This window comes from Nesterenkonia natronophila, from assembly GCF_003595215.1.
Classification (GTDB): domain Bacteria; phylum Actinomycetota; class Actinomycetes; order Actinomycetales; family Micrococcaceae; genus Nesterenkonia; species Nesterenkonia natronophila.
Genome location: NZ_QYZP01000001.1, coordinates 351,369 through 376,593, shown reverse-complemented (window position 1 = coordinate 376,593; position 25,225 = coordinate 351,369). Strand labels below are relative to the sequence as shown.

At 63.5% G+C, this 25,225-nt stretch carries 21 protein-coding genes; 7 read left to right on the top strand and 14 right to left on the bottom strand.

Annotated features, from left to right (window positions below):
- Positions 1-6: 6 nt before the first annotated feature.
- The 3 genes from topA to trhO all read right to left on the bottom strand — a co-directional run bounded on the left by topA (position 7) and on the right by trhO (position 5,648).
- On the bottom strand, positions 7-2,790 hold the full coding sequence (topA, locus tag D3250_RS01760; RefSeq protein ID WP_119901636.1) for a type I DNA topoisomerase: 2,784 nt from the start codon (positions 2,788-2,790) through the stop codon (positions 7-9).
- Between the two features lie 91 nt (positions 2,791-2,881).
- Positions 2,882-4,525 (bottom strand): DUF7059 domain-containing protein, encoded by a 1,644-nt coding sequence (locus D3250_RS01755; RefSeq protein WP_119901635.1) that lies wholly within the window; start codon positions 4,523-4,525, stop codon positions 2,882-2,884.
- 160 nt (positions 4,526-4,685) lie between these two features.
- The gene (gene trhO / locus D3250_RS01750; protein ID WP_119902238.1) at positions 4,686-5,648 is read right to left on the bottom strand and encodes an oxygen-dependent tRNA uridine(34) hydroxylase TrhO; all 963 of its coding nucleotides are present in this window, start codon (positions 5,646-5,648) and stop codon (positions 4,686-4,688) included.
- 283 nt (positions 5,649-5,931) lie between these two features.
- Between trhO and D3250_RS01745 the strand changes: the two genes are divergently transcribed.
- Positions 5,932-6,645, top strand: a complete 714-nt coding sequence (locus tag D3250_RS01745) for a GNAT family N-acetyltransferase (RefSeq protein ID WP_158583039.1) — start codon at positions 5,932-5,934, stop codon at positions 6,643-6,645.
- Between the two features lie 42 nt (positions 6,646-6,687).
- A complete protein-coding gene (locus D3250_RS01740) occupies positions 6,688-9,087 on the top strand; it encodes a DEAD/DEAH box helicase (protein WP_225973082.1) in 2,400 nt (799 codons plus the stop codon).
- Positions 9,088-9,133: 46 nt separating this feature from the next.
- Here D3250_RS01740 and D3250_RS01735 read toward each other — a convergent pair whose 3' ends face one another.
- Positions 9,134-10,915: a gamma-glutamyltransferase family protein gene (locus tag D3250_RS01735; protein WP_119901633.1), complete on the bottom strand. Its 1,782-nt coding sequence runs from the start codon at positions 10,913-10,915 to the stop codon at positions 9,134-9,136.
- A gap of 200 nt (positions 10,916-11,115) precedes the next feature.
- On the opposite strand from D3250_RS01735, the gene D3250_RS01730 reads away from it, so the two are divergent.
- The 3 genes from D3250_RS01730 to D3250_RS01720 are packed head-to-tail and all read left to right on the top strand — an operon-like array spanning position 11,116 to position 12,108.
- Entirely contained in the window at positions 11,116-11,307 is a 192-nt protein-coding gene (locus tag D3250_RS01730; protein ID WP_119901632.1) for a DUF4244 domain-containing protein, read from the top strand.
- Positions 11,308-11,323: 16 nt separating this feature from the next.
- On the top strand, positions 11,324-11,713 hold the full coding sequence (locus D3250_RS01725; RefSeq protein WP_119901631.1) for a TadE family type IV pilus minor pilin: 390 nt from the start codon (positions 11,324-11,326) through the stop codon (positions 11,711-11,713).
- Positions 11,710-12,108 carry an Rv3654c family TadE-like protein gene (locus D3250_RS01720; protein ID WP_225973081.1) on the top strand — a complete coding sequence of 133 codons (399 nt, stop codon included), beginning with the start codon at positions 11,710-11,712 and terminating at the stop codon, positions 12,106-12,108. The genes D3250_RS01725 and D3250_RS01720 overlap by 4 nt, the downstream gene beginning before the upstream one ends.
- A 25-nt stretch (positions 12,109-12,133) precedes the next feature.
- Here D3250_RS01720 and D3250_RS11750 read toward each other — a convergent pair whose 3' ends face one another.
- Positions 12,134-12,520 carry a cupin domain-containing protein gene (locus D3250_RS11750; protein ID WP_225973080.1) on the bottom strand — a complete coding sequence of 129 codons (387 nt, stop codon included), beginning with the start codon at positions 12,518-12,520 and terminating at the stop codon, positions 12,134-12,136.
- A gap of 201 nt (positions 12,521-12,721) precedes the next feature.
- Between D3250_RS11750 and D3250_RS01710 the strand changes: the two genes are divergently transcribed.
- Together D3250_RS01710 and mgtE are read left to right on the top strand one after the other, a co-directional pair.
- Positions 12,722-14,185 (top strand): protein adenylyltransferase SelO, encoded by a 1,464-nt coding sequence (locus tag D3250_RS01710; protein ID WP_119901629.1) that lies wholly within the window; start codon positions 12,722-12,724, stop codon positions 14,183-14,185.
- 498 nt (positions 14,186-14,683) lie between these two features.
- On the top strand, positions 14,684-16,051 hold the full coding sequence (gene mgtE, locus D3250_RS01705) for a magnesium transporter (RefSeq protein WP_119901628.1): 1,368 nt from the start codon (positions 14,684-14,686) through the stop codon (positions 16,049-16,051).
- Between the two features lie 380 nt (positions 16,052-16,431).
- Here mgtE and D3250_RS01700 read toward each other — a convergent pair whose 3' ends face one another.
- The 9 genes from D3250_RS01700 to nth form a co-directional block, all read right to left on the bottom strand.
- The gene (locus D3250_RS01700; protein ID WP_119901627.1) at positions 16,432-17,406 is read right to left on the bottom strand and encodes a bactofilin family protein; all 975 of its coding nucleotides are present in this window, start codon (positions 17,404-17,406) and stop codon (positions 16,432-16,434) included.
- Positions 17,403-18,671: an MFS transporter gene (locus D3250_RS01695; RefSeq protein ID WP_158583037.1), complete on the bottom strand. Its 1,269-nt coding sequence runs from the start codon at positions 18,669-18,671 to the stop codon at positions 17,403-17,405. The genes D3250_RS01700 and D3250_RS01695 overlap by 4 nt, the downstream gene beginning before the upstream one ends.
- A 51-nt stretch (positions 18,672-18,722) precedes the next feature.
- A complete protein-coding gene (locus D3250_RS01690; protein WP_119901625.1) occupies positions 18,723-19,286 on the bottom strand; it encodes a CPBP family intramembrane glutamic endopeptidase in 564 nt (187 codons plus the stop codon).
- Positions 19,287-19,804: 518 nt separating this feature from the next.
- The gene (locus D3250_RS01685; protein WP_147383456.1) at positions 19,805-20,233 is read right to left on the bottom strand and encodes a type II secretion system F family protein; all 429 of its coding nucleotides are present in this window, start codon (positions 20,231-20,233) and stop codon (positions 19,805-19,807) included.
- Between the two features lie 139 nt (positions 20,234-20,372).
- A complete protein-coding gene (locus tag D3250_RS01680) occupies positions 20,373-21,110 on the bottom strand; it encodes a type II secretion system F family protein (RefSeq protein ID WP_158583036.1) in 738 nt (245 codons plus the stop codon).
- Positions 21,107-22,228 carry a TadA family conjugal transfer-associated ATPase gene (locus D3250_RS01675; protein WP_119901622.1) on the bottom strand — a complete coding sequence of 374 codons (1,122 nt, stop codon included), beginning with the start codon at positions 22,226-22,228 and terminating at the stop codon, positions 21,107-21,109. Before D3250_RS01675 ends, D3250_RS01680 begins: the two co-directional genes overlap by 4 nt.
- Positions 22,221-23,324, bottom strand: a complete 1,104-nt coding sequence (locus D3250_RS01670) for a CpaE/TadZ family protein (RefSeq protein ID WP_119901621.1) — start codon at positions 23,322-23,324, stop codon at positions 22,221-22,223. Before D3250_RS01670 ends, D3250_RS01675 begins: the two co-directional genes overlap by 8 nt.
- A 107-nt stretch (positions 23,325-23,431) precedes the next feature.
- Positions 23,432-24,295 carry an NUDIX hydrolase gene (locus tag D3250_RS01665; protein ID WP_158583035.1) on the bottom strand — a complete coding sequence of 288 codons (864 nt, stop codon included), beginning with the start codon at positions 24,293-24,295 and terminating at the stop codon, positions 23,432-23,434.
- Positions 24,288-25,067 (bottom strand): endonuclease III, encoded by a 780-nt coding sequence (gene nth, locus D3250_RS01660; protein WP_119902235.1) that lies wholly within the window; start codon positions 25,065-25,067, stop codon positions 24,288-24,290. The genes D3250_RS01665 and nth overlap by 8 nt, the downstream gene beginning before the upstream one ends.
- Positions 25,068-25,225 lie beyond the last annotated feature (158 nt).

The following is a 25,225-nucleotide window of genomic DNA, read 5'->3' as shown; positions in this document are numbered from 1 at the left end:
GATCCGTTAGGCCTTAGCCGCCGCGCGCGAACGCCCGCCGGAGGCCTTCTTCTTCTTGACCGGACCTTGAGCGCGCTTCTCCGCCAGCAGCGAGTACGCCTGCTCCTTGGTGAGCTGCTCCAGTGAGACGGTGCGTGGGACCGTCGCGTTGGTTTCACCGTCGGTGACGTAGGGACCGAACCGGCCGTCCTTGACCACCACGGGCTTTTCCGTGGTGGGGTCGTTGCCGAACTCCGCCAGAGGAGGCTTAGCTGCACCGCGCCCGCGCTGTTTGGGCTGGGCGTAGATCTTTCTCGCCTCTTCCTCAGTGATGGTGAACAGCTGCTCCTCATCCTGCAGCGGCCGCGTGTCGGAGCCCTTCTTCAGGTACGGGCCGAACCGGCCGTTGAGTGCGAGGATCTCCTCCCCGGTCTCATCGGTGCCGACAGTGCGGGGCAGGGAGAGCAGTTTCAGGGCATCGTCGATGGTGACGGTCTCCAGGGTCATCGACTTCAGCAGGCTCCCGGTGCGCGGCTTTTCCTTGGGCGGTTTCTTCTTAGGCTTCGGCTTGCCGTTCTTGTAGTACTCAGTGGGCTGAGCATCCATGGCCGCCTGGATCTCTTCCTCTGTCGGCTCCGGGATGACCTCCGTGACATAGGGACCGTAGCGGCCGTCTTTGGCCACGACTTCCCGTCCGGTCTCCGGATCCGTGCCCAGGACCCTGCCGGACAGGGCAGCCTGTTCGAAGAGCTCCTCAGCGCGGGCCTTGGTCAGCTCATCCGGAGCAAGGTCCGCAGGAATATTGGCCCGGTCCAGCTTCAGCTCGCCCTTCTCATCCGCTTCACCATCGGGGTTGGGACGCTCCAGGTAGGGGCCATAACGGCCAACCCGGACCTCAACTCCCTCGGCGACCTCAATGGTGTTCACCGCGCGGGCGTCGATCTCTCCGAGGTTCTCCACCACATTCTTCAGACCTTCCTCGCCGGAGGATGCTCCAAGGTAGAAGCCCTGCAGCCAGGCCTCCCGTTCGATCGCTCCGCGGGCGATCTGGTCCAAGTCATCTTCCAACCGGGCGGTGAAGTCATAGTCCACGTAGCGACCGAAGTGGTCCTCCAGCAGACGGATGACGCTGAACGCCGTCCAAGAGGGCACCAGCGCCGAGCCGCGCTTGGTGACATATCCGCGGTCCATAATCACTGAAATGGTCGGCGCGTAGGTGGAGGGACGGCCGATCTCCCGCTTCTCCAACTCAGCCACAATGGTGGCCTCGGTGTAGCGAGCCGGGGGCGAGGTTTCATGTCCCTTGGCGGCAATATCCTCACTGGTGAGGTTCTGCCCCTCTTTCAGCTCGGGCAGCCGCTTATCGCTGGTCTTCTCTGAGGAGGAGGCGTCATCGTTGTCCTTGATCTCCTCGTAGGCGGAGAGGAAACCGGGGAAAGTGATCACCGTTCCAGAGGCGCCGAAAGTGGCGGTGCGGCCATCGGCGGCGCTGCCGGTGAGCCGGACGCTGGCGGTAAATCCTTTGGCGTCTGCCATCTGAGAGGCCACCGTCCGCTTCCAGATCAGCTCGTAGAGCTTGAACTCATCAGCGGAGAGCTCGCCCCTGACCTGTTTGGGAGTGCGGAAGGAGTCACCGGCCGGGCGGATCGCCTCGTGCGCCTCCTGGGCGGTCTCATTGCGCCTGCTGTAGACGCGGGGCTTCTCCGGCACCGAATCTTTTCCGTAAAGCTCGCTGGCCTGCCGCCGGGCGGCGGTGAGCGCCTGGTTCGACAGGGTGGTGGAGTCGGTACGCATATAGGTGATGTAACCATTCTCATACAGCCGCTGGGCCACCTGCATGGTCACCCGGGATGAGAAACGCAGGCGCCGCGCAGCATCCTGTTGAAGAGTGGAGGTGATGAACGGAGGCTGCGGGCGCCGCGTGTGGGGCTTGTCCTCCAGTGAATCAACGCTGAACCGTGTGCCGGTGAGACCTTCGGCCAAGCTTTCGGCGTCATCTTTGGTGAGTACGACGACGTCGCGACGGGTCTTCTTCAGCTCGCCTTTGTCTGTGAAGTCAGAGCCAGCCGCAATACGGTCTCCATCAACGGCAGTCAGCTTGGCCGTGAAGGTTTCTGCGCTGTCAGTGGCGAAGCTGCCGGTGAGGTCCCAATAATCAGCGGAGACGAATGCCAGGCGCTCACGCTCACGGTCCACCACCATGCGGGTTGCTACCGACTGCACACGCCCGGCGGAGAGCCCCTTGCCGACTTTGCGCCACAGCACCGGGGAGATCTCGTAACCGAAGAGTCTGTCCAGGATGCGGCGGGTCTCCTGAGCGTCCACCAGGTGGGAATCGATCTCCCGCGGGTTCTCCATAGCCCGCTGGATCGCCTCTTTGGTGATCTCGGTGAAGGTGAGTCGATAAGTAGGGACCTTCGGCTTGAGGACCTCGTAGAGGTGCCACGCGATGGCCTCCCCTTCACGGTCGGCGTCAGTGGCGAGGTAGAGTTCGTCGGCTTCCTTGAGCTGCTTCTTCAGCTCACGCACCTTGGACTTTTTGGAGTCGGAGACCACATAGTAGGCCTCGAAGCCGTTGTCCGGGTCCACCGCGAACTTGCCGAAAGGCCCCTTCTTCATGTCTGCGGGGAGTTCGGAGGGCTGCGGCAGGTCACGTATGTGACCCGCAGATGCGTCCACAATGAAGTCATCGCCCAAGTATTTGGCGATTGAACGGGATTTAGCCGGGGACTCGACAATCACGAGCTTCTTGCCTGACACAGAACTCCTAGAGCGTTGGCACGTGCGTGCAGATGGCAGTCGGTGCGCCATCGAGTGCTCACTATAACAGCGGATCACTCAGCGCAAGGGGCGGTGGTGTTCACAGCCACACGTGCACAATGATCCAGTCAGAGCACCTGATTCAAGCGCCCGGCCCTGACTCATTAGGCGCACCACCGGTACTGTCCAGGAAGCCTTCCGTGTAAAGATCCAAAATCTCGGCGGCGAGCGCTTCCTCGTCCGCATCGGTGAGCGAGCACACTGCGATGATGAGCTGATGGGCAGTGTACTCTCCGTCGGTGGCTCCCATGAACCCGGCCGCCGCTGAGCTGATGGGGCGGACTCGGCGGAGGCCTGAGCCCTGCCGGGCCATGATGATTTCAGGGTGTTCGGCACCAAAACGTTGGTAGCGCTCCTCGGTGACCGTCTCGGGAACTATGAGGGCGTGCCCCAACACGGCGTGCGGCTCCTCGTGGGCGCGGCGTGCAGTCTCACCGATGACCGGACCCAGCGGTTGCTGAACCTCGCCCAGCAGCTCCTCGAACCTTCGCCAAGGGTGGTCCGTACCTGCAGCGTGCAACCAGATAAATCCGAAACCGATCCGCTGCACGCCACGGGCGGCAAAGTCCGCCGCGTACTCGGCGTACCGCCGGCGATACTCGGTGCCGCTGCGCTCCTCAGCCGCGTCCCGCAGCCAGGTCTCGGTGTACTCGGCCGGAGACTGGGCATCACGCTGAACCACCCACCCACTGAGTCCGGTCTGTTCAACCCAAGCTCTGGGCCGGGTCTCCCAGGCGTCGTCGTGCTCCATGCTCTCCCAGTTGCCCAACAGCTGCGCCGTGCCACCGGGGTTGAGCACCTCAGGCAGCCCACTGATGAGTTCCTGCACCAGAGCGTCCCCCTGACGCCCTCCGTCCCGGTACATGTACCGCTCGGCGTCGGTCTCCGTGTCGCTGCGAGGGGTGATCACGAAGGGTGGATTGGACACCACAAGATCGAACCGCCGGCCAGCCACCGGCTCCAGAAGCGAACCGTGCACCAGCTCGACTCGCTCCTCCAAGTGCCCAGGGTCAAGGTCCAGCGCCGACGCATTGAGCAGCAGGTTGAAGCGCGCGAATTCCAGTGCACGTGCCGAGAGGTCGGTACCGACCACATGGTCTGCGTGGTCCAACAGGTGCAGCAGCTGAATCCCGCAGCCGGTGCCGATGTCTAACGCCGCCTCTACCGGCCGGCGGTGGATCACCCCAGCGAGGGTGAGGCTGGCTTGGCCGACACCGAGCACATGATCGTGTGGCAGCGCGCCGTCGACCTGGTGGGAGCTGAGATCGCTGCTGAGCCACATGTCCCGCATGCCCGACGTGGTCTCCACCTGGTAGGGCTGGAGCTCGCTGCGCGGCACCACCACACCGGAGGGCGCTACCTGCACCAGCCTCAACCGTTGCAGGCCCTCCACCCCAGTGCGGGGCAGCGCGGCATTGAGCTGTTCGGCACTGACTGCGGTCGCGACCAGCCACAGAGCTGTGAGCACCGCGCGCTTCTGCGACGGTGACGTCTGCTGAGGAGCGGGGCTGTCGCGGGGCAGGAGCTCGGAGACGCACAGCTGCCCGGGAACTATCTGTTCACGATGCAGCGCGGAGAGCACATCGGCGCCGAGCAGTTCGACTAAACCATCATTGGTGAAGCCGGCTTCTAAGAAGTCCTCACGCAGCGCGGCGATCAGCGGCAGATCCTCCGACGCTGGCGGGGCCGGGGTCGAAGTGGCGGGTGCAGGGTCAGGGCTCGGCATACGTCTCAGCCTATGCCGGGGGGCAGTCGGGGCGCGCCCCGGCGGGTGCCTGCGCTTCTCGCTGCCAGATATCAGCACCTTGTTGGGGGATCAGCACCCTCAAGGAACCTGGCCATCCAACAAACGCCTGATGACGGGGCCAGATGAGCGGCAGGAGACCTCAGGCCGAGGTGAGGCGGCGTCGTTTCTTGCCGAGGTGCCCCTGGTTGGGGTGCTCCGGCTCTGCTTTCACACGGGCCGTGCACCCCGCACAGCGGGTGGAGGCGGGGATATGACTGCAGTCCTCGCAGTAGAGCTGCAGCGTGGAGCAGCCGCGGTCCGCGCAGTTGTGGAAGCGCGACGTAGCCGCTGCGCAGTTCACGCATTCGCCGAGGGTCTTCGCGTCCCCACTGAAGCGCGTATTCATTCGCCCGTCGAAGACATAGAGCTCACCCTCCCAGTAACCAGAATCCTGGTAGGTCTCGCCGTAGCGGACAATCCCACCGTCGAGCTGGTAGACCTCCTCGAAACCCCGGTCTTTCATGAGTGCGGAGAGCACCTCACATCGGATGCCGCCGGTGCAGTAGGTCACTACAGGCTGGTCCTTCAGGTGATCGTACTTCCCGGAGTCCAGCTCAGTGATGAAGTCTCGGGTGGTTTCGGTCTCCGGCACCACCGCGTTCTTGAACCGGCCGATTTGCGCCTCCATGGCGTTGCGGCCGTCGAAGAACGTCACCTCTATGCCTTCGCTCTGCTTGGCCTCCACCAGCTCGTGAACCTGCTCGGGCTTCAGGTGCTCACCGCCGCCGACGACCCCCTCGGCATTGACTTTGACCTGTTCCGGGACTCCGAAAGCCACCAGTTCGGGCCGGACCTTCACACTCAGCCGCGGGAACTGATCGGCCTCACCCTCCGACCACTTGAACTCCGTGCCGCGGAAGGGGGTGTAGCTGCGGGTCTGCTTGACGTATTTCTTCACCGCGCTGAGCTCACCTCCTACAGTGCCGTTGATGCCGTGCTCGGAGATGATGATGCGGCCCAAGAGCCCCAACTCACGGCACAGCGCCTGCTGCCAGAGCTTCACTGCCTCGGGGTCTTTGATGGGGGCGAACTTGTAGTAGAGAACTATGCGGGACTGGGTCACGGTATTAAGGGTACGACGACGCGGCGTGAGCACGATGCGTTGGGCCATCTCAGCCCTTGCTCACCAGATTGTTACGTGGGTCCTCTACCGGCACTAGTGATCCTGCATATATGTTGGATAGTGGACAGATAGAGCAGGGACTCTGACAATCAGGCTTCGGCGTGACGGTCGGAGCCTCCCGGAGCCGCATCGCTCGGGTGAACACGAGCTGGCTTAGATGGTGACCCCGACCTGAGGACTATCGCCATGATTCTCTTCAGGCCGAGAACGAATGGAGCGAATAATGACGTCCGAGCTGAGCGACTTGCTTGTCCAGACCTGGGTGACCGGGTGGGCCCGCACCCACGGATATGAAGTGCGCCATGAGGGGGCAGTACATTCGGCACGGCTGGGCGCAGATGCCGAGAAGTGGGAGTACGTGGTCTTCGACCCAGCGGAGACTGAGTTGCGCAAGGTCTCCGCGGCGGTGAACAAGAGTCCCTCACGGCTGCTGACTGTGATAGCAGAGCCGGATTCGGACATCCTCGGCGCCGAAGAGATCGACGGCCTGGAGCTGATCAGCGATGAGGAGAAGCTGATGGTGGTAGATATGGGCACTCAAGACGTGGAGGACCCCATCACACCGGAGGCGTACACCACCGAACGTGAGGACTTTGACGGGTGGACCCTTTTCACGGTGAACCACGGGGATGAGGTGGCCGCCCGCGGGCGGATGGCGGTGGTTGACGACTACTGCATTCTGGATCGGATCTATACCTCTCCGGACTACCGGCGTCAGGGCCTGGGGACGTTCGTGACCCGCGCGCTGCTGGCGATCGCCCACGAGCACGATGTCTCAGAGGGGCTTCTGGTCGCCACAGGCGATGGCAAAGAGCTGTATGAGTACCTCGGTTGGACGCACCTGGGCAACGTGCATGTCTTCGGCTCTCCCTCTGCGCCCGGCAAGCCGCGCGCCTCGCATTCGCAGATTGATGAGGAGTTCAACGAGGACGAGTAGGCGGCAGCACAGCCGACCTCAGCAACGGTCTACTCTGGTGCGGTGACCCACGACGACGCCGCGTTTGAGCTGCTGCGCGCAGCCGGACTCCCGCTGCGCGTGGGTGAGGGCTCCCCGATCAAGCGCATCCAGAGTCTCCCGGCCCGCGAAGCCGCCACTGCGGACTGGCCGGACTGGGTTTCGGAAGAGCTGCGGGCCGCCTACCGGCAGGTGGGAGTCCCGCAGTTATATCTGCACCAGCGGCAGGCCGCAGAGGCCCTGCACTCCGGGCGTCATGTGATTGTGGCCACCGGGACGGCCTCTGGGAAGTCATTGGCGACCCAGCTGCCGGGTCTTGCCGCGATCCTGGGCGCACCGCCCTCAGGAGCTACAGTCACCGCACACCCGACCGGTGACACAACAGTCCTCTACCTCTCCCCCACCAAAGCTCTGGCTGCTGACCAGCTCGATGCCTTGCAGGAGCTGGGCGAAACAGTCGGGGTTATCGGCCCGTCCGGGGGGATCAGACCGGCCACCTACGATGGGGACACCGATCCGGAGGAGCGCCGGTGGGTGCGCCAGCATGCCAACGTGGTGCTGACGAACCCGGACATGCTCAACGCCGGCATACTGCCGAACCACCGAGGCTGGGCCAGGTTCCTCTCCCGGCTGCGCTACGTGATCATCGACGAGGCGCACACAGCTCGTGGGATCTTCGGCTCGCACACGGCGCTTCTCCTGCGTCGACTGCGCAGGACAGCGCGTTCCTACGGAGCGGACCCAGTGTTCGTCGGCGCCTCAGCCACCAGCGGTGACCCGGCGTCGTCGTTCTCCCGACTGATCGGTGAGGCGAGTTCAAGCGTGCTTCCGGTGACTAAGGACGCGTCGCCACATGGCCCGGTGGATGTCTACCTTTGGGAATCCAGCCCCTCGGAAAACACCGGTGACAATGGTGCCCCGCTGAAGCGCAGCCTGACTGTGGAGGCTGCAGATGTGCTTTCCTCGTTGGTGGTCGCCGGGCACCGGACCCTGGCGTTCATCAAGTCCCGCCGCGGGGCGGAGACCATTGCTGCCGTGGCTCGTGATCATCTATTCGAGGTGGACCCGGCTCTGCGAGACCGGGTCGCCACCTACCGCTCCGGGTATCTGAGGGAGGAGCGGCGCGAGCTGGAAGAGAACCTGCGGTCAGGGGCGCTGCTGGGTGTGGCGTCCACACCCGCCCTGGAACTGGGGATCGATATCGCGGGTCTCGATGCGGTCGTGATCGCAGGCTGGCCCGGAACCAGAGCGGGGTTCTTCCAACAGCTGGGGCGTGCAGGCAGGGCCGCGGACACGAACCAGCGCAGTGCGGCGTTCTTCATCGCTGGCGACGATCCGCTGGACACGTACTTGCTGGAGAATCCTGAGGCGATCTTCGACACCCCCGTGGAAGACGCCGTCACCGATCCTTACAACCCGCACGTGGCAGCTCCTCATCTGCTGGCCGCCGCGCAGGAGCTCCCGCTGACTCCCGAGGACGTAGCAGAGACCGGGCTCTTCAGCGGCCTGAGCTGGTTGGTGGACGCTCTCACTGACCAGGGACATCTGCGACGCCGCCCCCGGGGTTGGTTCTTCGCCCATGACGACGTCTCCGCCTCCTCCTGGGTGAAGATTCGCTCCGACGGGGATGGCCCGTACACGATCGTCAACTCTGAGGACGGCACCGTAATCGGGGAGATGGGGGCATCCCAGGTCCAGCCGCAGGCCCATCCGCAGGCAGTCTACGTGCACCAGGGACGCAGCTTCATCGTGGAGGAGCTGGACGCTGAGCAGAACGCCGTGTTGGTGAGCCCTGCGAATCCGCCCTTCTACACCCAGGCCCGGGAGACCACGTCTATCTCCGTGGTGGACGACTTGAAGTGCGTCTCCTGGGGAGCCTTCGGTCTGCACTTCGGCAGAGTAGAGGTCACCAGCACGGTGGTCGGTTTCCAGCGCAAAGCACTGGGAAGTTCAGAGGTTCTCTCCGACGAGCCGCTGGACCTTCCGCCGTCGACGCTGCACACCCAAGCGATGTGGATCACCGCTCCAGAGACCGCGCTGCAGCAATCGGGGGTGATTGTTGAGCATGTCCCTGGTGCGCTGCATGCTGCCGAACACGCGATGATCGGCCTGCTTCCGCTGCTGACCAGCTCAGATCGGTGGGATATTGGAGGTGTCTCCACGGCGCTTCACCGTGACACGGAGCTTCCGTCAATCTTCGTCTACGACGGGCATCCGGGCGGGGCCGGCTTCGCGGAGCGGGGCTTCCAGACTGCCCAGGAGTGGATCGCCGCCACCGCGGCTGCGATCGAGGCCTGCAGCTGTCCAGACGGCTGCCCCAGCTGCGTACAGTCCCCCAAGTGCGGCAACCGTAATTCTCCGCTCCACAAGCAGGGAGCTCTCAATCTGCTCCGCGCGGTGCTCAGCGGTTCCCCGTCCATCTGATCCCGCTCGCCGAGCAGAGTCTCCCCTCTTGCAGTAGAGACGCTGCTTATCGGCCCACTGCGTAGCCCTGCGCACCCCGGGGGTTGGCACCGGCGCGGAGCCACTCACCTTCCTTGCTCACTGCGGAGAGCCGACCTTCGGTCCACGGCCCTCCGATCTTGAGGTCGTGACCCCGGCGGGCGAGCTCGTCCAGCACAGCGGTCGGGAACCGGTCCTCGATCATCACTTGTGCGGGGAACGACTCCCGGGGGTAGAACGAGCTGGGGATGTGGGTGGAGTGTAATGCTGGCGCGTCGATCGCTTCTTGGAGGTTCATTCCACCGTGTACGACGTTGAGGAACAACTGCAGGTTCCACTGATCCTGCGAATCCCCACCGGGCGTGCCGAACGCCATCCACGGTTTCCCGTCCCGCAGAGCGAACGACGGAGAAAGCGTGGTGCGCGGACGTGCACCTGGACGCAGCGAGTTGGGCAGGCCCTCCTGGAGCCAGAACATCTGTGCCCGGGAGCTGAGGCAGAACCCCAGTTCAGGGATAGTGGGCGAGGCCTGCAGCCACCCCCCGGAAGGGGTCGCGGCCACCATCATTCCCCCGGAGTCGACGACGTCGACATGGCAGGTGTCCCCGCGGGTGTCACCATTATGCGCCACCGTGGGTTCGCCCACACCGGCGGTTTCACCGCCAGCACTCGCAGCCGGGTACTGGGGCAGCTGCGGCTGGCGGCCGCCCGGCGCCCCAGGCCGCAGCTCACGGGAGGCCGTGGCGTCGTCGATCAGGGTGCGACGCTGCCGGGCGTACTCTGGGCTGAGCAGGTCCTGCAGCGGTACATCTGTGAACCGGGGGTCCCCGTACCAGGCCTCTCGGTCTGCGAAGGCCAGCTTTCCGGTCTCCACGATCCCATGCACCCAGTCCGCGGAGCCCGCAGGCGCCGAATCCAACCCATAGCTTTCCAGCATGGCCAATTGCTGAAGCATGACGGGGCCCTGCCCCCACGGGCCAGTCTTGCAGACGGTGTAGTTCTGATAGTCCAGTGTGGCGGGCTCTTCCACCTGGGCCTGCCAGCCAGCGAGGTCTTGACCGGTGAGCAGACCAGGGTTCCGCCGGCCGCTGGTGTCCTTGACGTGATTGTCGCGGCAGAACGATTCGATAGCTTCGGCTACGAACCCTGAATACCAGGCCCGCTGGGCGGCGTCGAGCTGTGCTTCGCGCCGACTTCCGGCAGCCTCGGCCTCCTCGACGAGTCTGGTGTAGGTCCGGGCCAGCACTGTATTGCGGAACCGGGTGTTGGGAGCTGGAACTTCGCCTCCCGGCAACCATGTGGCGGCAGAGGTCGGCCACTCCTGAGCGAAGAGTTCTTGCACAGTTTCGATGGTGCGACTCACCCGCCCCAGCACAGGGTGCCCCTTCTCAGCGAAACGGATGGCAGGGCTGAGGATCTCCCGGAGGCTCATGCTGCCATGGCGCTCAAGCAGAGTCAGCCATGCGCCGAACGCACCGGGGACCACCGCGGAGAGGAGACCCGTGCCCGGCATGATGTCCAACCCCATCTCCTTCAGCCGCTTCACGGTGGCGGCCTGAGGAGCGGTGCCTTGACCGTTGATGACCTCTACTTTCTGGTCTGTTTCCGACCAAACCAGAATGGGCACCTCACCACCTGGGCCGTTGAGGTGGGGTTCGAGCACTTGGAGGGCAAACCCGGACGCTGCGGCCGCATCTGCGGCGTTGCCGCCGCGCTCCAGGATGCTCATTCCTGTCTGCGACGCCAGCCAGTGGGTGGAGGCGACCATTCCGAAGTCGCCGAGCAGTTCGGGGCGTGTTGACTCATGCATGAGACCAGCATAGTTGCCTAGGTCAACTAACGGATGAGGCAGGTGATCGGAGGGTTCTTCCCACTAGGGCTCAGCGTTTCACTGACACTCCGGACAGTGCACACAGCTGCGCTGCGAGGTTCAGCCTCGGTACTAGCTGGTCCACCGTGGAATCAGCCGCTGCTGATCGGCATGTGGCATTTTCCGGAAAGGAGTACACCATGAATGACGGTTCCACCGAGCGTTTTCTGGTCGCACTGCATCAGGAGGAGGAAGGGTTGGCGACCGCCGAATATGGCATAGTCATGCTGGCTGCGGTGGCTTTCGCAGGCCTGCTTACAGCCATCCTCACGTCAGATACCGTTCGCGGCTGGCTCGAGGCTATCGTGCAGCAAGCCCTCGGCGCCGGGTGAGGCAGACACGCCTAGCATGACAGCGCAGAGAAATCTTGGTGCCAACAGTTCAGAGCGAGGTTCTGTCACGGCAGAATTCGCTCTTGCGATACCTGGTGTCGTGTTGGTGATGCTGCTTGTTCTCTCCCTGGCGATGCAGGGTGCGGCGCGGATAGCCCTGGAAGAGGGGGCACGAGCCGCAGCCCGGGAGCTGGCCCGGGGAGAGTCTGCAGCCACGGCCGAGGAAACACTCCGGCAGACAGCCGGTGATCAGCTAGACGTCACGATTGCTGCTGAGGGCCAGTACACCGCTGTGGTGGTCACTCAGCCGATACGCGTGCTTGGGCTCATTGAGCTCAGTGCCGAGCAGAGCGCCGAGGCGCACGCCCGCACAGAGCACCTCGCCGGAGTGGGCGCCTCCAGGTGATTTGCCGCTTTCTCGGCCGGGAAAGAGGGTCCGGAACCATCGTGGCGCTGGGGTTAATCGCGGCTCTGATGACGCTGCTTGCCCTCGTGGTGATCCTAGGGGCGGCTTCAGCGGCAAAGACCCAGGCAGGCCGGGCTTCCGACCTGGCGGCCCTGGCCGCCGCAGACACCGCACGCGGCCTCAACTCCGGCGATCCCTGCACGGTCGCTGAGCAGGTCGCCCAGCGGAACGGCTCGATGTTGGCAGAGTGTACTGTGGGCGGCGAGTTCCCCACCGAAGTGACCGTGACTGTCGCGCGCGAGGTCGAGTCTGCGCTCCTTCCTGATGCGCTCCCGCTGGGGCCGCTCACCGCGACCGTATCCTCGCGGGCTGGGCCGCCGGAGGCCTCACTCTGACTGCCCCGCTATGAAGTGGAAGAGGTCAGTTCTCAGACCAGATGTACTCTACGTCGTTGATGGAGTCCGCCTGGAACACGAACATAAACTCAAGAGGAACGTTTCCGGTGTTTCGGATGCCGTGCTCTCGATTTGGGGGGATATACACGCAGGAACCGGCACGTACCGCGTGGTCGACGTCTTCCAATGTCACAACTCCTTGACCCGTGAGAAGTTGGTACACCTCTGTCACGGGATGACGGTGGAGGCTCAACCATCCGCCGGGTTCGAGGCGCGCCACACCTGAGCACAGACCTTCTGTTGGAGTTTCGCCGTCTCCTATGGTGGTTCTGAACGAGATCTTGGCGCGAGTGTCAGACCATCTTTCTTCTTCTGTTTCTTCTACATGTCGGACCGTGGGCGTGGCAGTCATCTTGTATTCTCCGTCTCCCTGGTTCGTTTCTTCACGCAAACGAGCTCTTCTCAGCTCCATTGGTAGTGCTCCAGGTTTTCACATTTGGCCTACGCAGATGTCGCTACCTCTTGGTTGAAGCTGAAACTTCAGTGTTGCCACATATGCTGGACATATAAGGTCAGTTCTCTAATGTGCAGAAGGATCCGAGGTGTCGCACCTATGAGCGCCCCAGCACGACCTGATATTGCAGTGGATAGCCGGTTCGCTCGGGAGTTCCCGGAGCTGTCCATCCCGTGGTCAGCTAAGCCGGTCACCGCCCCACGACTGATTGCGCTCAACAAACCGCTGGCTGAACACCTGGGGCTGAACCCCGCGGAATTGCAGAGCCCTGATGGCCTCCGACTGCTGGCGGGCAACAGAGTGCCCCGCGGTGCTGCGCCAGTAGCTCAGGGATACTCGGGCCACCAATTCGGCTCGTACTCTCCGCGCCTGGGTGACGGCCGCGCTCTGCTCTTGGGCGAGCTCACCGACGGTGGAGGCCAGCTGTGTGATATTCATCTCAAAGGATCAGGGCGGACCCCTTTTGCCCGCGCTGGCGACGGTCTGGCTGCGCTCGGTCCGATGTTGCGCGAATACGTTATCAGTGAGGCCATGCACGCCCTCGGCATTCCTACCACTCGTTCTCTGGCGGTGCTCGCCACCGGGGAGGTGGTGCAGCGCGAGAAACCGTTGCCGGGTGCGTTGCTTACCCGGGTGGCAAAAAGCCACCTGCGCGTAGGCAGTTTCCAATACGCCCGCGCCACGGGTGGAACCGATCTGGTCCGCCGCTTGGCCGATCATGCCATCACCCGACATGCCCCTGAGGCCGCACATGCTGAGAACCCGTATCGTGCACTCTTTGCCTCGGTGGCCTCTGCTCAAGCCCAGCTTGTGGCTCGGTGGATGCTGGTCGGTTTTGTCCACGGGGTGATGAACACGGACAACATGGCCATCTCCGGGGAGTCCATCGACTACGGCCCCTGTGCGTTCATGGACACCTTCGACCCGGCTGCGGTCTACAGCTCTATCGACCAGAACGGCCGCTACGCTTACCGCAACCAACCCGCGATCGCCCAGTGGAACCTCGCCCGTTTTGCCGAGACACTGCTTCCGTTGTTCGACGACGATGAAGAGCGTGCCATCACCCTGGCGCAGGAAGCCCTTGGTGGCTTCCAACGTGAATACAGCGTTGCCTGGCTGCGCGGCATGAATAGCAAGCTCGGGCTGTCCCAGGACCTCAGTGAGGAGGTGAGCTCACCGGTGATTAATGACCTGGTCCTTCTCATGCAGGAACAATCAGTCGACTACACCTCCTTTTTCCGGGCGCTCAATCACGCCGCCCGTGGTGATATGGAACCTGTCCGACAGACGGCGTTAGATGTCGAGGCACTCGACACCTGGCTGGAGGGCTGGCGCCAGCTTTCCCCGAACGCAGAGCAGATGGACAGGATCAACCCTGTATACATTCCGCGAAACCACCTGGTGGAAGAAGCCCTTGACGCGGCAACCGAAGGCGACTTCGTACCTTTTCACCGCCTCCTGGAGGTTGTGATCGATCCTTACCACGAGCGCGATGGCCTCACTCGCTATGCCTCTCCAGCGCCTGCGAACTTTGGCCCTTACCGAACATTTTGTGGAACGTGAGATTACGCGACTCGGCGCTCCCTTCCTCGCGTCGATCGTGTCGTGTTTCTGCGGTTGGTTTCAGATCAGTGCCTATGTTAGTTTGAGAACGGTTCGCGCAAGAGGCGCTTATTTGGTGATGTCATTCTTAGGCGAACATTCTTTTTGTCCCGCAGCACGGTGGCTTTGTGGCCCCGCATCGATGAGAGGGGGGGGGGAGTCTGGCATGGACGAATCTTCTAGTCCGGGCGGCGACCGCGCGTTTCCTCCTTCCTCTCGACTGTTCTGAGCCCGGTCGCTGACTGCCATCTCGCTGCTGTAGCCCCGTATCGGGGATGCTGTGTGGATACTCAGTGGCGCCTCCAATGTGGGAACTTAGAGGGGCAGAATCGCTGACGTTCGGCGTCCTTAGTCACCTGTTCTTGATCCACCGTTGAAGAAGCGCATGGTCGCTTGCCCCGTAGTCCATATAGCCGGGGAGAGTCGTGTCCCTGGGCTGATGTTTTAGGGAGTACTGTCATGTCCACCGATGTCCTGAGCGACCTGATCGGCGCCAATGCCACCGACCAAGTCCGCACTTGGGTCCATGGAAACCACGCCGTTCGCGTGACCGAAGAGATTGGCCGTCTTGATCCATCTGAGCAAGCCGTCGCATTTCGGCTCATGGAGAAGGACAAGGCCCTGGAGGTCTTTGAACGCCTGGATCCTGAACACCAGAGAACCCTGCTCGAAGGGCTCAAGGAAGAACGAGTCAGAGAGCTGGTCGAAGCGATGCCAGCCGATCGTCGAGCCCGCCTCCTTGATGAAGTCCCTGCCAAGGTCGCGACACGGCTGATGGAAGGTCTTTCCAGGGACCAGCGAGACACTACAGCTGAACTGCTGGGATATGAGCAGGGCACAGCGGGGCGCATGATGGTCCCCGCTGTGGTGACAGTCTCTCCAGAGAGCACTCGTGAGGCAGCTCTGCAGAAGCTTCAGGACCGTCCCGGGCGTTCTGATGAGTACTCAGTGTTGCCGGTGACTGACCAGCAGCGGCGCCTCGTAGGCATTGTCTCACTGAGTGACATTGTCACCAGCCCTCAGGGAACCCCGGTCCAGGACGTGATGCTCACTGATGCCTACAGCGTCACCGCGAATGAGAGCCGGGAAGTCGCCGGTCGACTCATCCAGGATGCTGATCTTCTCGGGTTGCCAGTAGTGGACTCTGAAGACCGAGTCATCGGAATCATCACCGTGGACGACGCCATGGAAGCGTTGGAAGAAGAAGTCACAGAGGACGCCTACCGTGCCGGCGGTGCAGAACCGCTTGGCAGGCCCTATCTGGCTGCTACCGTCTTCGGACTGGCCCGAAGCCGAGCGGTGTGGCTGTTGGTGCTGGTTCTGGCCGCAGTGCTCACCGTCAACGTCCTGGAGTTCTTCGAGGAAACACTCGAATCGATGGTGGTGCTGGCTCTGTTCATTCCGCTGCTGATCGATACCGGAGGCAATGCCGGTTCCCAGGCGGCCAGTGCCATGATTCGTGCACTGGCGGTGGGTGAAGTTCGCTTCCGAGACTTGCCAAGAATCCTGTGGAGGGAAGCCCGCGTAGGAGTGCTGCTAGGCGTGATGTTGGCAGCCATCGGGTTCCCGATCGCCTCGATCTTCTATGGGACTGACATTGGGCTGATCATCTCGCTCACATTGCTGGTGGTCTGCTTCTGGGCTTCCAGCGTCGGAGGCATCCTGCCGCTGATCGCCACGCGGCTGAAGATTGACCCGGCGGTCTTCTCCGCACCAGTGGTGACAACCTTGGTGGACGCAACCGGTCTGATCATCTACTTCCTGATCGCCAACGCAGTACTAGGTGACCAGCTGGCCACTGCCGCCTCAGCATTGGCGGTGTGGTAAGCGACAGGCTCATGGATGGGCGGAGACAGTTGGTAGCCGGAGCGTGGTGACTGGCCCTCTGGGCTCAGAATCCGAGGGCATCAGGGAGCATACTCGCCACTCCCGGCACCACACCCACCAGCACGAACGCCGGCAGGAAGCACATACCCAGGGAAAGTCTCGACTAGGAGCACCCATCTGACGCGGATACGAGTCCCTGCACCAGTTCGCAGACTCCCTCGGGTGCTCCCCACCGTGCCTCTTCCAGCCGCAGCATCTCCACCCTCCACGTAGGTGCGAGCTCGATCACCATCTTGGGACCGGGGGATGTTCGGAGCGCTTCCTTGGCTTCGCCACTCTCAAGTGAGTTTGGCGAAGCCGGTAGCGTGATTCCTGTGCCATCAGGAACTGACACCTCGTGGGCTGCCCTGCTCGAGCTCGTCATCAGGAGGGTTATATCCGCGAATACCAAAGCCAGTGAGGAAGACCGCCCCTATGGAGACCACGATCACGATCCCTGTTACGGCAACTCCCAGGAACGGGATGAGACCAATTATCTGCAGGCACGCGACAAGTCCTGCGGTGCCCAGCGCCGCTGCCCAGGGGGCCGACAAAGAACACCCGAGATGGCGGGCGATGCGGGCTCCTAGCGTGCATCCGACGGCCAGTAGACCGTAAGCCAACGTCAACCCGAAGCCGATCAGCACGACACCGGCGACAGGGATTAGAAACAGAGTGAATACCATCGATACCACGAGTGGAAGGGCTGAGATAAGCACCAGGGCACCCAACGCCCCGCTGGTCAGCGGAAAACCCGTCGCTGCGGAGGCCGTGCGGCGCAGCGGTCGCGGCGCGAGGTGAGCGACGAGCCAAGCGAAACCCGCCATGACCATCATGACAATCACGAACCTCAGCACCCGTTCCGCAGGGGCGAGAGGTTGCCTGCTGCTTTCCAACGCCGTGACCGGACTGGGCTGGTCTGTGGTGCTCCCCCCGATGACGGCCCCGGCGTCGAGGGTGAGGGCACCGTCGGTCGCTGTGACGTCACCGCTGACCTCCGCGGTTTCGGTGAGAATCGCGTCCCCGCCAAGCACCGTGAGGTCCCCATTAACCTCCCCGCTGATCCGCGCTTCACCCGCGAGGACGGTCACGGGCCCTCGGTTCTCGGCCCCCTCGGCTAGAACCACCGTCCCGCCGAGCACCACGGTATCCCCGAACAGAACCTGACCGCCTTCGACCACGTGGTGCTGCTGAGTAATCACCGTCACTGAGTAACGGCCTGCCTCTGCGGGCATCCCGCATCCAGCGAGCAAGAACCCCAGCCCCAGCACTATCGAAAGTAGAGGCCGCAGGCGAGGGCCTGGAACCGTAGTCATGAAGACTCCTCCTGATGAAATCGCTGCCGCTCCGGGAGGAGGAACAGAAGGACGCAAAGGCTGAACAAGAGCAGGCTGATCGCAGCCACCGCCCTCAGGTGCTCGGCGAACGGAAGCTCAATCGCGGACCACCAGATCGACAATGAGGTGCTCAGAAACGTCGCCAGCCAGCCAGAAACCCCGACCCCGATGGCGGTGTTGCGCGCGATCGTGGCCGGGGTGGAAAAATCCGCCCAGAGCGAGAAGTTCAGCACAGTGTAGATGCTTACCGCCACTGCGTAGAGCAGTGGGAGACCCAGGGTGGGTGGCAGTTCCGGGGTGGTCAGCGCGTGCAACACGTAGCTGAGTTGGACAAGCGCGAAGAGTCCGAAGACCCAACCCAGCAGGACTCTTTGAGGCAGAGCTCGATAGAGAATTCCGGCGAGTACAGCAGCAATCACGTGCGTGATTCCGATCGCCCACAGTGTGCCAGAATCCGTCGAGTGCCATGCAGAACCCATGTAGACGGGGGTATCGACAACGCGTAAGAACCCCAAGCTGTCGACGAAGTAAAGGCCGAACATGAGCACCAGGGAGAGTGTGAACGCACGTCTCAGCCCTCCGCGCGCGTCCTGAGTCACGAAACGCCCGGGCCCGTAACGGGGCAAGCGGTGCTGTCCAGAGAGTGCAGCCGTCACCGGCCACGGAACGAACGCAAGAATAACCAAGGCCACCGCACTGGGGACCATTAACCACAAGAGCTGGGCGGCGAACTGTTCGATTCGCCAGTCTGAGGAGAAGACCGCAGCAGGCAGGAATGCCACCGATGTGACCGCGGCTGCGACAGTGCCGCGGTGACGGGTGGGCACCAGGTCGCAGGTGAGTCCGAACAGGCTGGGTACTCCGAGACCCAAACCAACCGAAGCGATCACGATCCAAACGATCAATCCCACCTCACTACTCAGCAGTGGAGCCAAGGCGGTCAGAAGTGTCTGCAGAACCACCACGACAGCCAACAGTCGCAACTTGATTTCGAAGCTCTCACTCCAGCGTCGACGGTGCATCACCAACCCCGTGCCCACCGCCACGAATAGAGTCACACCTGCCAACAGGGCCATCGCCCGGGCGATTCTCCCCTCCGACAGTTCAAGTACCCGTGCACCCAGGTCGACCAACCCCAGCTGCACAAAGGTGAGATTGTAGAAATACCCAGCCGAGGCGGCGGCCACAAACAGGCTCAGACCAAACCACGGCACCCACCCGGTGTCTGGCGCGCAGGGCCTCATCCTCATCACCTCTCCGACCTCGGGGCGACTCCGCGCGCCTCGGGGCCGCGGTCACCCCGGGACACGGCGCACCAGCACAATGACTGCCACCAGGGTCATGAGCAACGTGACGACCGACTCGACAGTCCGCTCACCCGGTGCGGAAACTAACTCCCCTGCCGCGTTTGACCCCGCATGCAACACGACCACCGCCAGGATGCTGCGTCCGGTAACGAAATAGACGGCCGCGTAAACGAATGACAGCGCGAACAGCCCAAATACGAACAACCAGAAACCGCCCGACCCGAGGCCCAGCCCCGCTTGGTAAGACCCGGGGAGGAAGAACAGCGGCAGGTGCCACAGAGCCCAGACGCAGCCTATGATGCCCGCCGCGACCAAAGCACCGTGTCGGTCATTGAATGCGTCCAGGCCGTACCCGCGCCACCCGGGCTCCTCGAGGATCCCAGCGACCACAGCAGCGACCAAGACCAGCACGGCCCCGGGAACGATCGTGCGGCCGTCACTCCCGGAGACGACCCGCCCCACCACGGAAGGCAAGAGCGCCACCACTGCGACGAGACTCCACTCTCGAACCCCAAGTACGCGCACATCGACCACCCGACGCCAGAAGTCCATCTCCTCCCGCCGTCGTCCAGCAACCCGCAACAACAGTGCGGCCGACAGGAGCGGCCCCGCCCCGCCCAGCGCAAAAAGCCCAAAGCTAAGGGGATCGGCCCAACTCCCACCCGACAAGACAGCAGCCCACCAGAAAGACCACGTCCATACAAAGGTAAGAGCCAGGAACCACCACGGCCGAAAGGACCTGGTGCGGGGACAGGACGTTTCCACGGGAAAGGATCTCGACACAGTTGAGTCCTCCCCCGTCTCGCGCAAACAGTCCTAATTCTCATAGTAATCCCCAAGTCAGACGCGATGAAGGCTCCTATGGGCTGAGAACGCCTACCCTGCCGGTGGTGCAGAACCGCTTGCCAGGCCCTATCTGGCTGCTACCGTCCTCGGACTGGCCCGAAGACGAGCGATGTGGCTAGTGGTGCTGGCCCTGTTCATCCCGCTTCTGATCGATACCGGAGGTAATGCCGGTTCGCAGGCGGCCAGTACCATGATTTGTGCACTTGGTGACTGGACCTCTGGGCTCAGAATCCGAGGGCATCAGGGAGCATACTCGCCACTACCGGCACCACACCCACCAGCACGAACGCCGGCAGGAAGCACATACCTAGGGGGAGCATCATTCTCACCCCGAGTTTTTCTGCTTCAGCCTCTGCCTCGTGGCGGAGCTCGGACCTGACCCTGCGGGCGGCGGCTCGAAGCATGCGCGCACTGGGAGCACCGGTAGCGTAGGCGAAACCCAGGTGATCACAGAAAACACGGAGCTGCGGGTACTCAGCAGTCATTCCAGTCGCCTGCTCCCAGGAGGCCCCCGCCGCGAGCGCCCGTTGCACACCGGCCAGAGGCTCCGTGCCTGGGACGGTGGCAGAAAGCCGTGCCAGGGCCGCCTCAATGCCCACCCCTGCCGAGAGAAGCGCCGCGGTGAGCTCGAGCAGCAGTCCAGCATCAGCCATCTCGCCAGATTTCCCACCGCGCCGGCGTCGCCGATGAAGTCTCTTCAGGGGGTTGACAGAGCTTCTGGAGACTGAAACTGGTGGCAGTACGAACAACGCAGCCACCCCTGCGGTTAGGGATGCCAGCAGAACCAAAAGGTCAGGCACGTCGCGTCACCTTCCGGATCATGTGCCGACTCCACAGTCTCCCTGTACCTAAGAGGAACAGACCCGCGGTCAAGCACAGGATGCCTACGCTGCTGCCGAGAAGTGTCGCCAGGGGGCTGGCGCCCATGATCTGACCCAACACCAACCCGCCCGCAGGGAGAAGCGTGAGGATCAGTTGGGTGAGCTTGGGACCGGCCGTCGCGGTCTCCACCGCAGCGGCGAGTTCGGCGGCCTCGTCAATGGAGTCCGCGAGCTGCTCTACCAACTCCGACAGCGGCGCGCCGGTCTGCTCAGAGAGGGCCGTCACCGCTATGAGTCGATTGAGCAGACGAGTCAGCTCCGGGTCTGAGTCGGAGTGTGTCGCCACATAGCGGCGGAGCCCTTCGGCGGTGCCAGTTCCGGCTGCTTCAGAGGCCGCAATCTGCGCGCTCACACGAAACAACGTGTGGTCCGGGTCTCTGCTCCGCCAAGTGCGGCGCAGATCCTCCCAAGCCTGGCCTTCGCCGCGGCCTGAGACCAGGAGCGCGGAGAACTGCCGCAGTAGCTCCGCAACTTCCTTACGCATCCGTGCGGGTCTGGGCCCGAAGCGCTTTTCCAGCTGCCCTCCCCACCTCCGCCATAGGCTCGGCGAACTGGGGGAGGCAGTATTCGGGTGCTCACCAGCCGGAACAACGACCAATACCAGCGCAGCCGCGAAGCCTGCAGCGGTGAGGACCAACACGGGCATCATCCCAGCAGTTCCTCCCATGCCGACCCCCGCTCAACCCCATCACCACCGGTGGTCAGCGCGGGCACCATGGCGAGTCTGCCGTCGTGGTACTGCAAAGCAGAGAGCGCCACCGGCATGCGGCGCCCAGCACGGCGCTCAACGTGGACGACCGCGTCCAAAGCTGCAGCGGCTTGAACAGCCACGGCCTCCGGGGTCAGGCCAGCGAGCGCGCCCATCGCGATCAGGCGGGCCGGCACCGCCTGTGGAGAATTCGCGTGCACGGTTCCTCCGGCTCCGGCGTGCCCGGTGTTCATCGCGGCTAAGAAATCGCGCAGCTCAGCGCCGCGGCACTCACCCACAATGAGTCTGTCAGGCCGCATCCGCAGCGTCTCACGGACCAGCTGCCCCATATCCACCCGACCGGCGCCCTCCACATTGCCGCCCCGACTCTGCAGATGAAGCACATGGGTATGGTCCGGCGCCAGCTCCGTAGTGTCCTCGACGATCAGAATTCGTTCACCGCTGGAGACCTCGCTGAGCATCGCCGCCAACAAAGAGGTCTTGCCGGACCCTGTAGCCCCGGAGACGAGGTAATTTCGTCGTTGGGACACCAGAGAACGAAGCGCCGAGGACCAATGGTGAGGCTCCCTCCAGTGTCGAGCCAACTCGTGAAGTCCCGCGGTAGAGCCGCGAGCCACCCGCACCGAGATCATGGTTCCCTCTACGGCGATCGGCGGGATCACCGCATGGATGCGACAGCTGCCTATCTTTCCGTCTGCGCACGGGTGGCCTTCGTCGAGCCGACCACCGGCGACAGAAACCAACCGTCGCGCAAGTGCACGGGCCTGTTCCTCGGAGCCGACCTGGACCCCGGTATTGGTCAGCCCCTGCTCCCCGTCGGTCCAAATCCGGCCCTGACCGTCGAGCACAACATCAGTGACGCCAGGCGTTTCGACGAACTGCTGCAGAGGCCCCAGCCCAACCAGCTCGTTCCGCAGAGCCTTGACGAGCTGCGCCGTCGTCCCCGTGCCCAACGCCAGACCTTCGGCGCGAACCGCTTCGGCAATCCGCTCCACGGTGACTGGTTCGGCCGTAGAGGTCAACCTTTCCCGAACCGCCTCGAGCTGCTGCTCACGCATCCGCCATCCCCACGCCGCTCAGAAGCCCGCTCAGCAGCTCTGCACCCCGACGACTGCGCAACAACTCATAGCTCTGGGCCAGCTCATCGCTGCGGGCAAGCCACCTCTGCTGGGGCAAGTCGGCTACCACAGGCAGATCGAGTGCCTTGCCTACATCGGCAGCGCACCATCCCGGTGACGCAGAGCCGTTGACCGCCACATACGTTCGGCGCTGTGGGACAGCCTGAATCAGCTCCCGGGCTGCTTCAGCTCCTCTGCGGGACGCCCGCACCACTACCAACAGGTCCTCCACCTGCTCGGCGAGGCTCTCCAGCGGTGCAACCTGATGGCCGCTGTCAATGACGACGACGTCGTAGGTCCGCCGGGCCGCGCCCACCGCTGCGCGGAGGGTGGAGTCCCTCCGAGGACCCGCAGTCAGACCGGTGAGATAGCTGATTCCTTCACAGATGGGCAGAGCGTCCCGCAGCTGGGGGGCCGACAACTCCCCTTCAACGGCTTCCAGCTCCTGCCAATCCAGCGCGCCCCCGCTCACTCGACCCCGGCTGCGGGCCGTGCGGACCAGATCGGCGAGACCGCTGCCGGGCCCGCCAGCCGCATCCAACAACAGCGGGGTCATTCCGCGGGCAACCAATTCAGCAGCACAGAGATAGGCGAACGTGGTCACCCCCACTCCGCCTGTGGGCCCCGCAACGGCGAAGATACGGCCCTGGGCCCGATGGAGGACTTCGGCGGCGAGATGCTCTGTAAGCCACTTCTCCCCCGCTGGCAGAGGCACCGGCCGCAGACCCGGAGTCTTCGCTGCCGCCAACCACACCGACTCAGCCTCATGCCCTACCAAGAGGCACTGCTCAACCCGTAGGGCGGTTTGCGGCACCGAGCGTGGTGAACAGAGGACGCCCACAGCCGAATCAACGGTGGAATGCGCCACCTGCGTCCAGTCCTTGAAGGTTTCTAAACGTGCACCCACCACCGCCGCGATCAGGGCAATGTCGTCGCGGAGGCGCTGGTCCTCCGCGACAAGGACTACAAGAGGCTCTCCGCTGGACTGACGTTTGGGTGAGTCCGGACGCGGGGCGACTCGTCCGTTTCGTGTCATGGCAAGAAGCCTGGCGGGTGTGTGGCACGAGCAACGAGCCCAGAGCCCCCGCTGCGGAGAGTCACGCGCGTCAATCTCCGACGTGCGTACCTGTGGAGAGCCCTGGGTCAGTCCAGCGGGTGACGCCGAAAGTGCCGGGGGTCGATCTCGCGCGCCCGGTCCCACTCCCCTGCCCAGCCCAACTGGGTGAGCATCCGGTCCAGAAGGGTTCCTGTGAACCCCCAGACGAAAGCTCCGGTCTGGTCGAGTTCGTGTGTCCTCGATCCGGTCTCAGCATGGGCCCGAGCATTGATCGAGGACTGCTGTCCGGGCTGCTGGACCCCGTAGAGGAATGCCGGAGAGGGCAGGCGCGGTCCGCGGTGCACCACCACAGCGGTGTAGCGATGCGCCGGCTCCACGAGGTCCGCTACCCGGGTTCTCAACACTCGGGAGACCTCCCCCGTCTGCGGAGCCAGGAGACCGGGATCTTCGGCCACGGCGATCACCGGCGTGACATTGAACCCGCTGGTCAGGATGGGAGCCACCGGCAGCGTGCCCAGCACCCTCGCGCGGGCGGGGTCCAATCCTGTCTCCTCATGAGCCTCGCGAAGTGCAGTCTCCGGCAAGTCCGCGTCAGAATGTTCTGCTCCGCCACCAGGAAACGCGATCTGTCCGGGGTGCTTGGCCAATGCGGGACTGCGTTCTGTCAGCAGCACCCGGGGCCCTCCCTCTCCCACCCAGAACAGGGCTAGGACTGCCGCTTCACGGGAGGGCTCGGTGACCTTCACGTGTCGGTGCACCTCGGTGGACGGCACCCCCCACCACCACACGCCCGATGACGCCTGCTCCGGATTCTGCGCAACATACTCGTTTCCGAGACCCACCAGTCCGCTCAACGAGTCAGTGAGTTCGGCACGACTCCGTGGCAGGCGCTCGGCTCCCCTGGCATCTTGGTTCGCTCCGGCGTCGTCGTTCGGGAACCTGTTAGGCACTGAGCGGATACCCTTCAGACCGGAGCTGGCGGCGTGTGAACCCCTGCATCAGCTTGTGGTGCAGCTCCTCACGACCCGGGGCGAGCTCGTACTTCAACAGTTGGCGGGCGGCCTCCGCGTCAGTCTCTCCAGTGCCGTAGCTTGGGCACAGGTGCGCCACAGGGCACGCCCCACACGCCGGGCGCCGCGAATGGCAGACCCGCCGGCCGTGGTAGATCAAACGATGACTCAGGTCTGTCCAGTCCTTTGGTTCGAACAGCTCCGCCACAGCATGCTCCACCTTGACCGGATCGGTCTGCTCCGTCATGCCCAGTCGCCGCGCCAGCCGCCCAAAGTGCGTGTCCACGGTCAGCCCGGGCCTATTAAACGCATTCCCCAGCACCACGAACGCTGTCTTGCGGCCCACTCCGGGAAGTCTGACCAGCGCCTCCAGATCAGCAGGAACCTCGCCGTCGTGAGCCTCCACCAGAGCGTGAGCTAATCCCAGCAAGGACCGAGTCTTGGCCTGGTAGAAGCCTGTGGGACGAATCAGTTCGGATAGCTCCGACTCCTCCGCTGCGGCCATTGCGGCGGCGTCTGGGTATCGGGAGAAGAGTTCCGGGGTGATGGAGTTGACCCGCACATCAGTGGTCTGGGCCGACAGTACGGTCGCCACCAGCAGCTCAAACGGGTTTCCGAAGTCCAGCTCAGCTACCGCATAGGGATACGTCTCTCCCAAAATCCGGTTGACCTTGCGCACCCGGCGCTTCTTCCCGATCAGTGTCTTATCCATCACCCCCATCCTAAGCGGGATCATGGAGACTTCAGCCCCGGCGAGCATCATCACTGGTTGCCGCTCGTCGTCGTATATCAACCGTTCACCTGTGATGCCGGACACTCCGCCATATCACTCTCGCCCCAAGAGGCGCCCCCGCGCTATTGTGAGCCTAG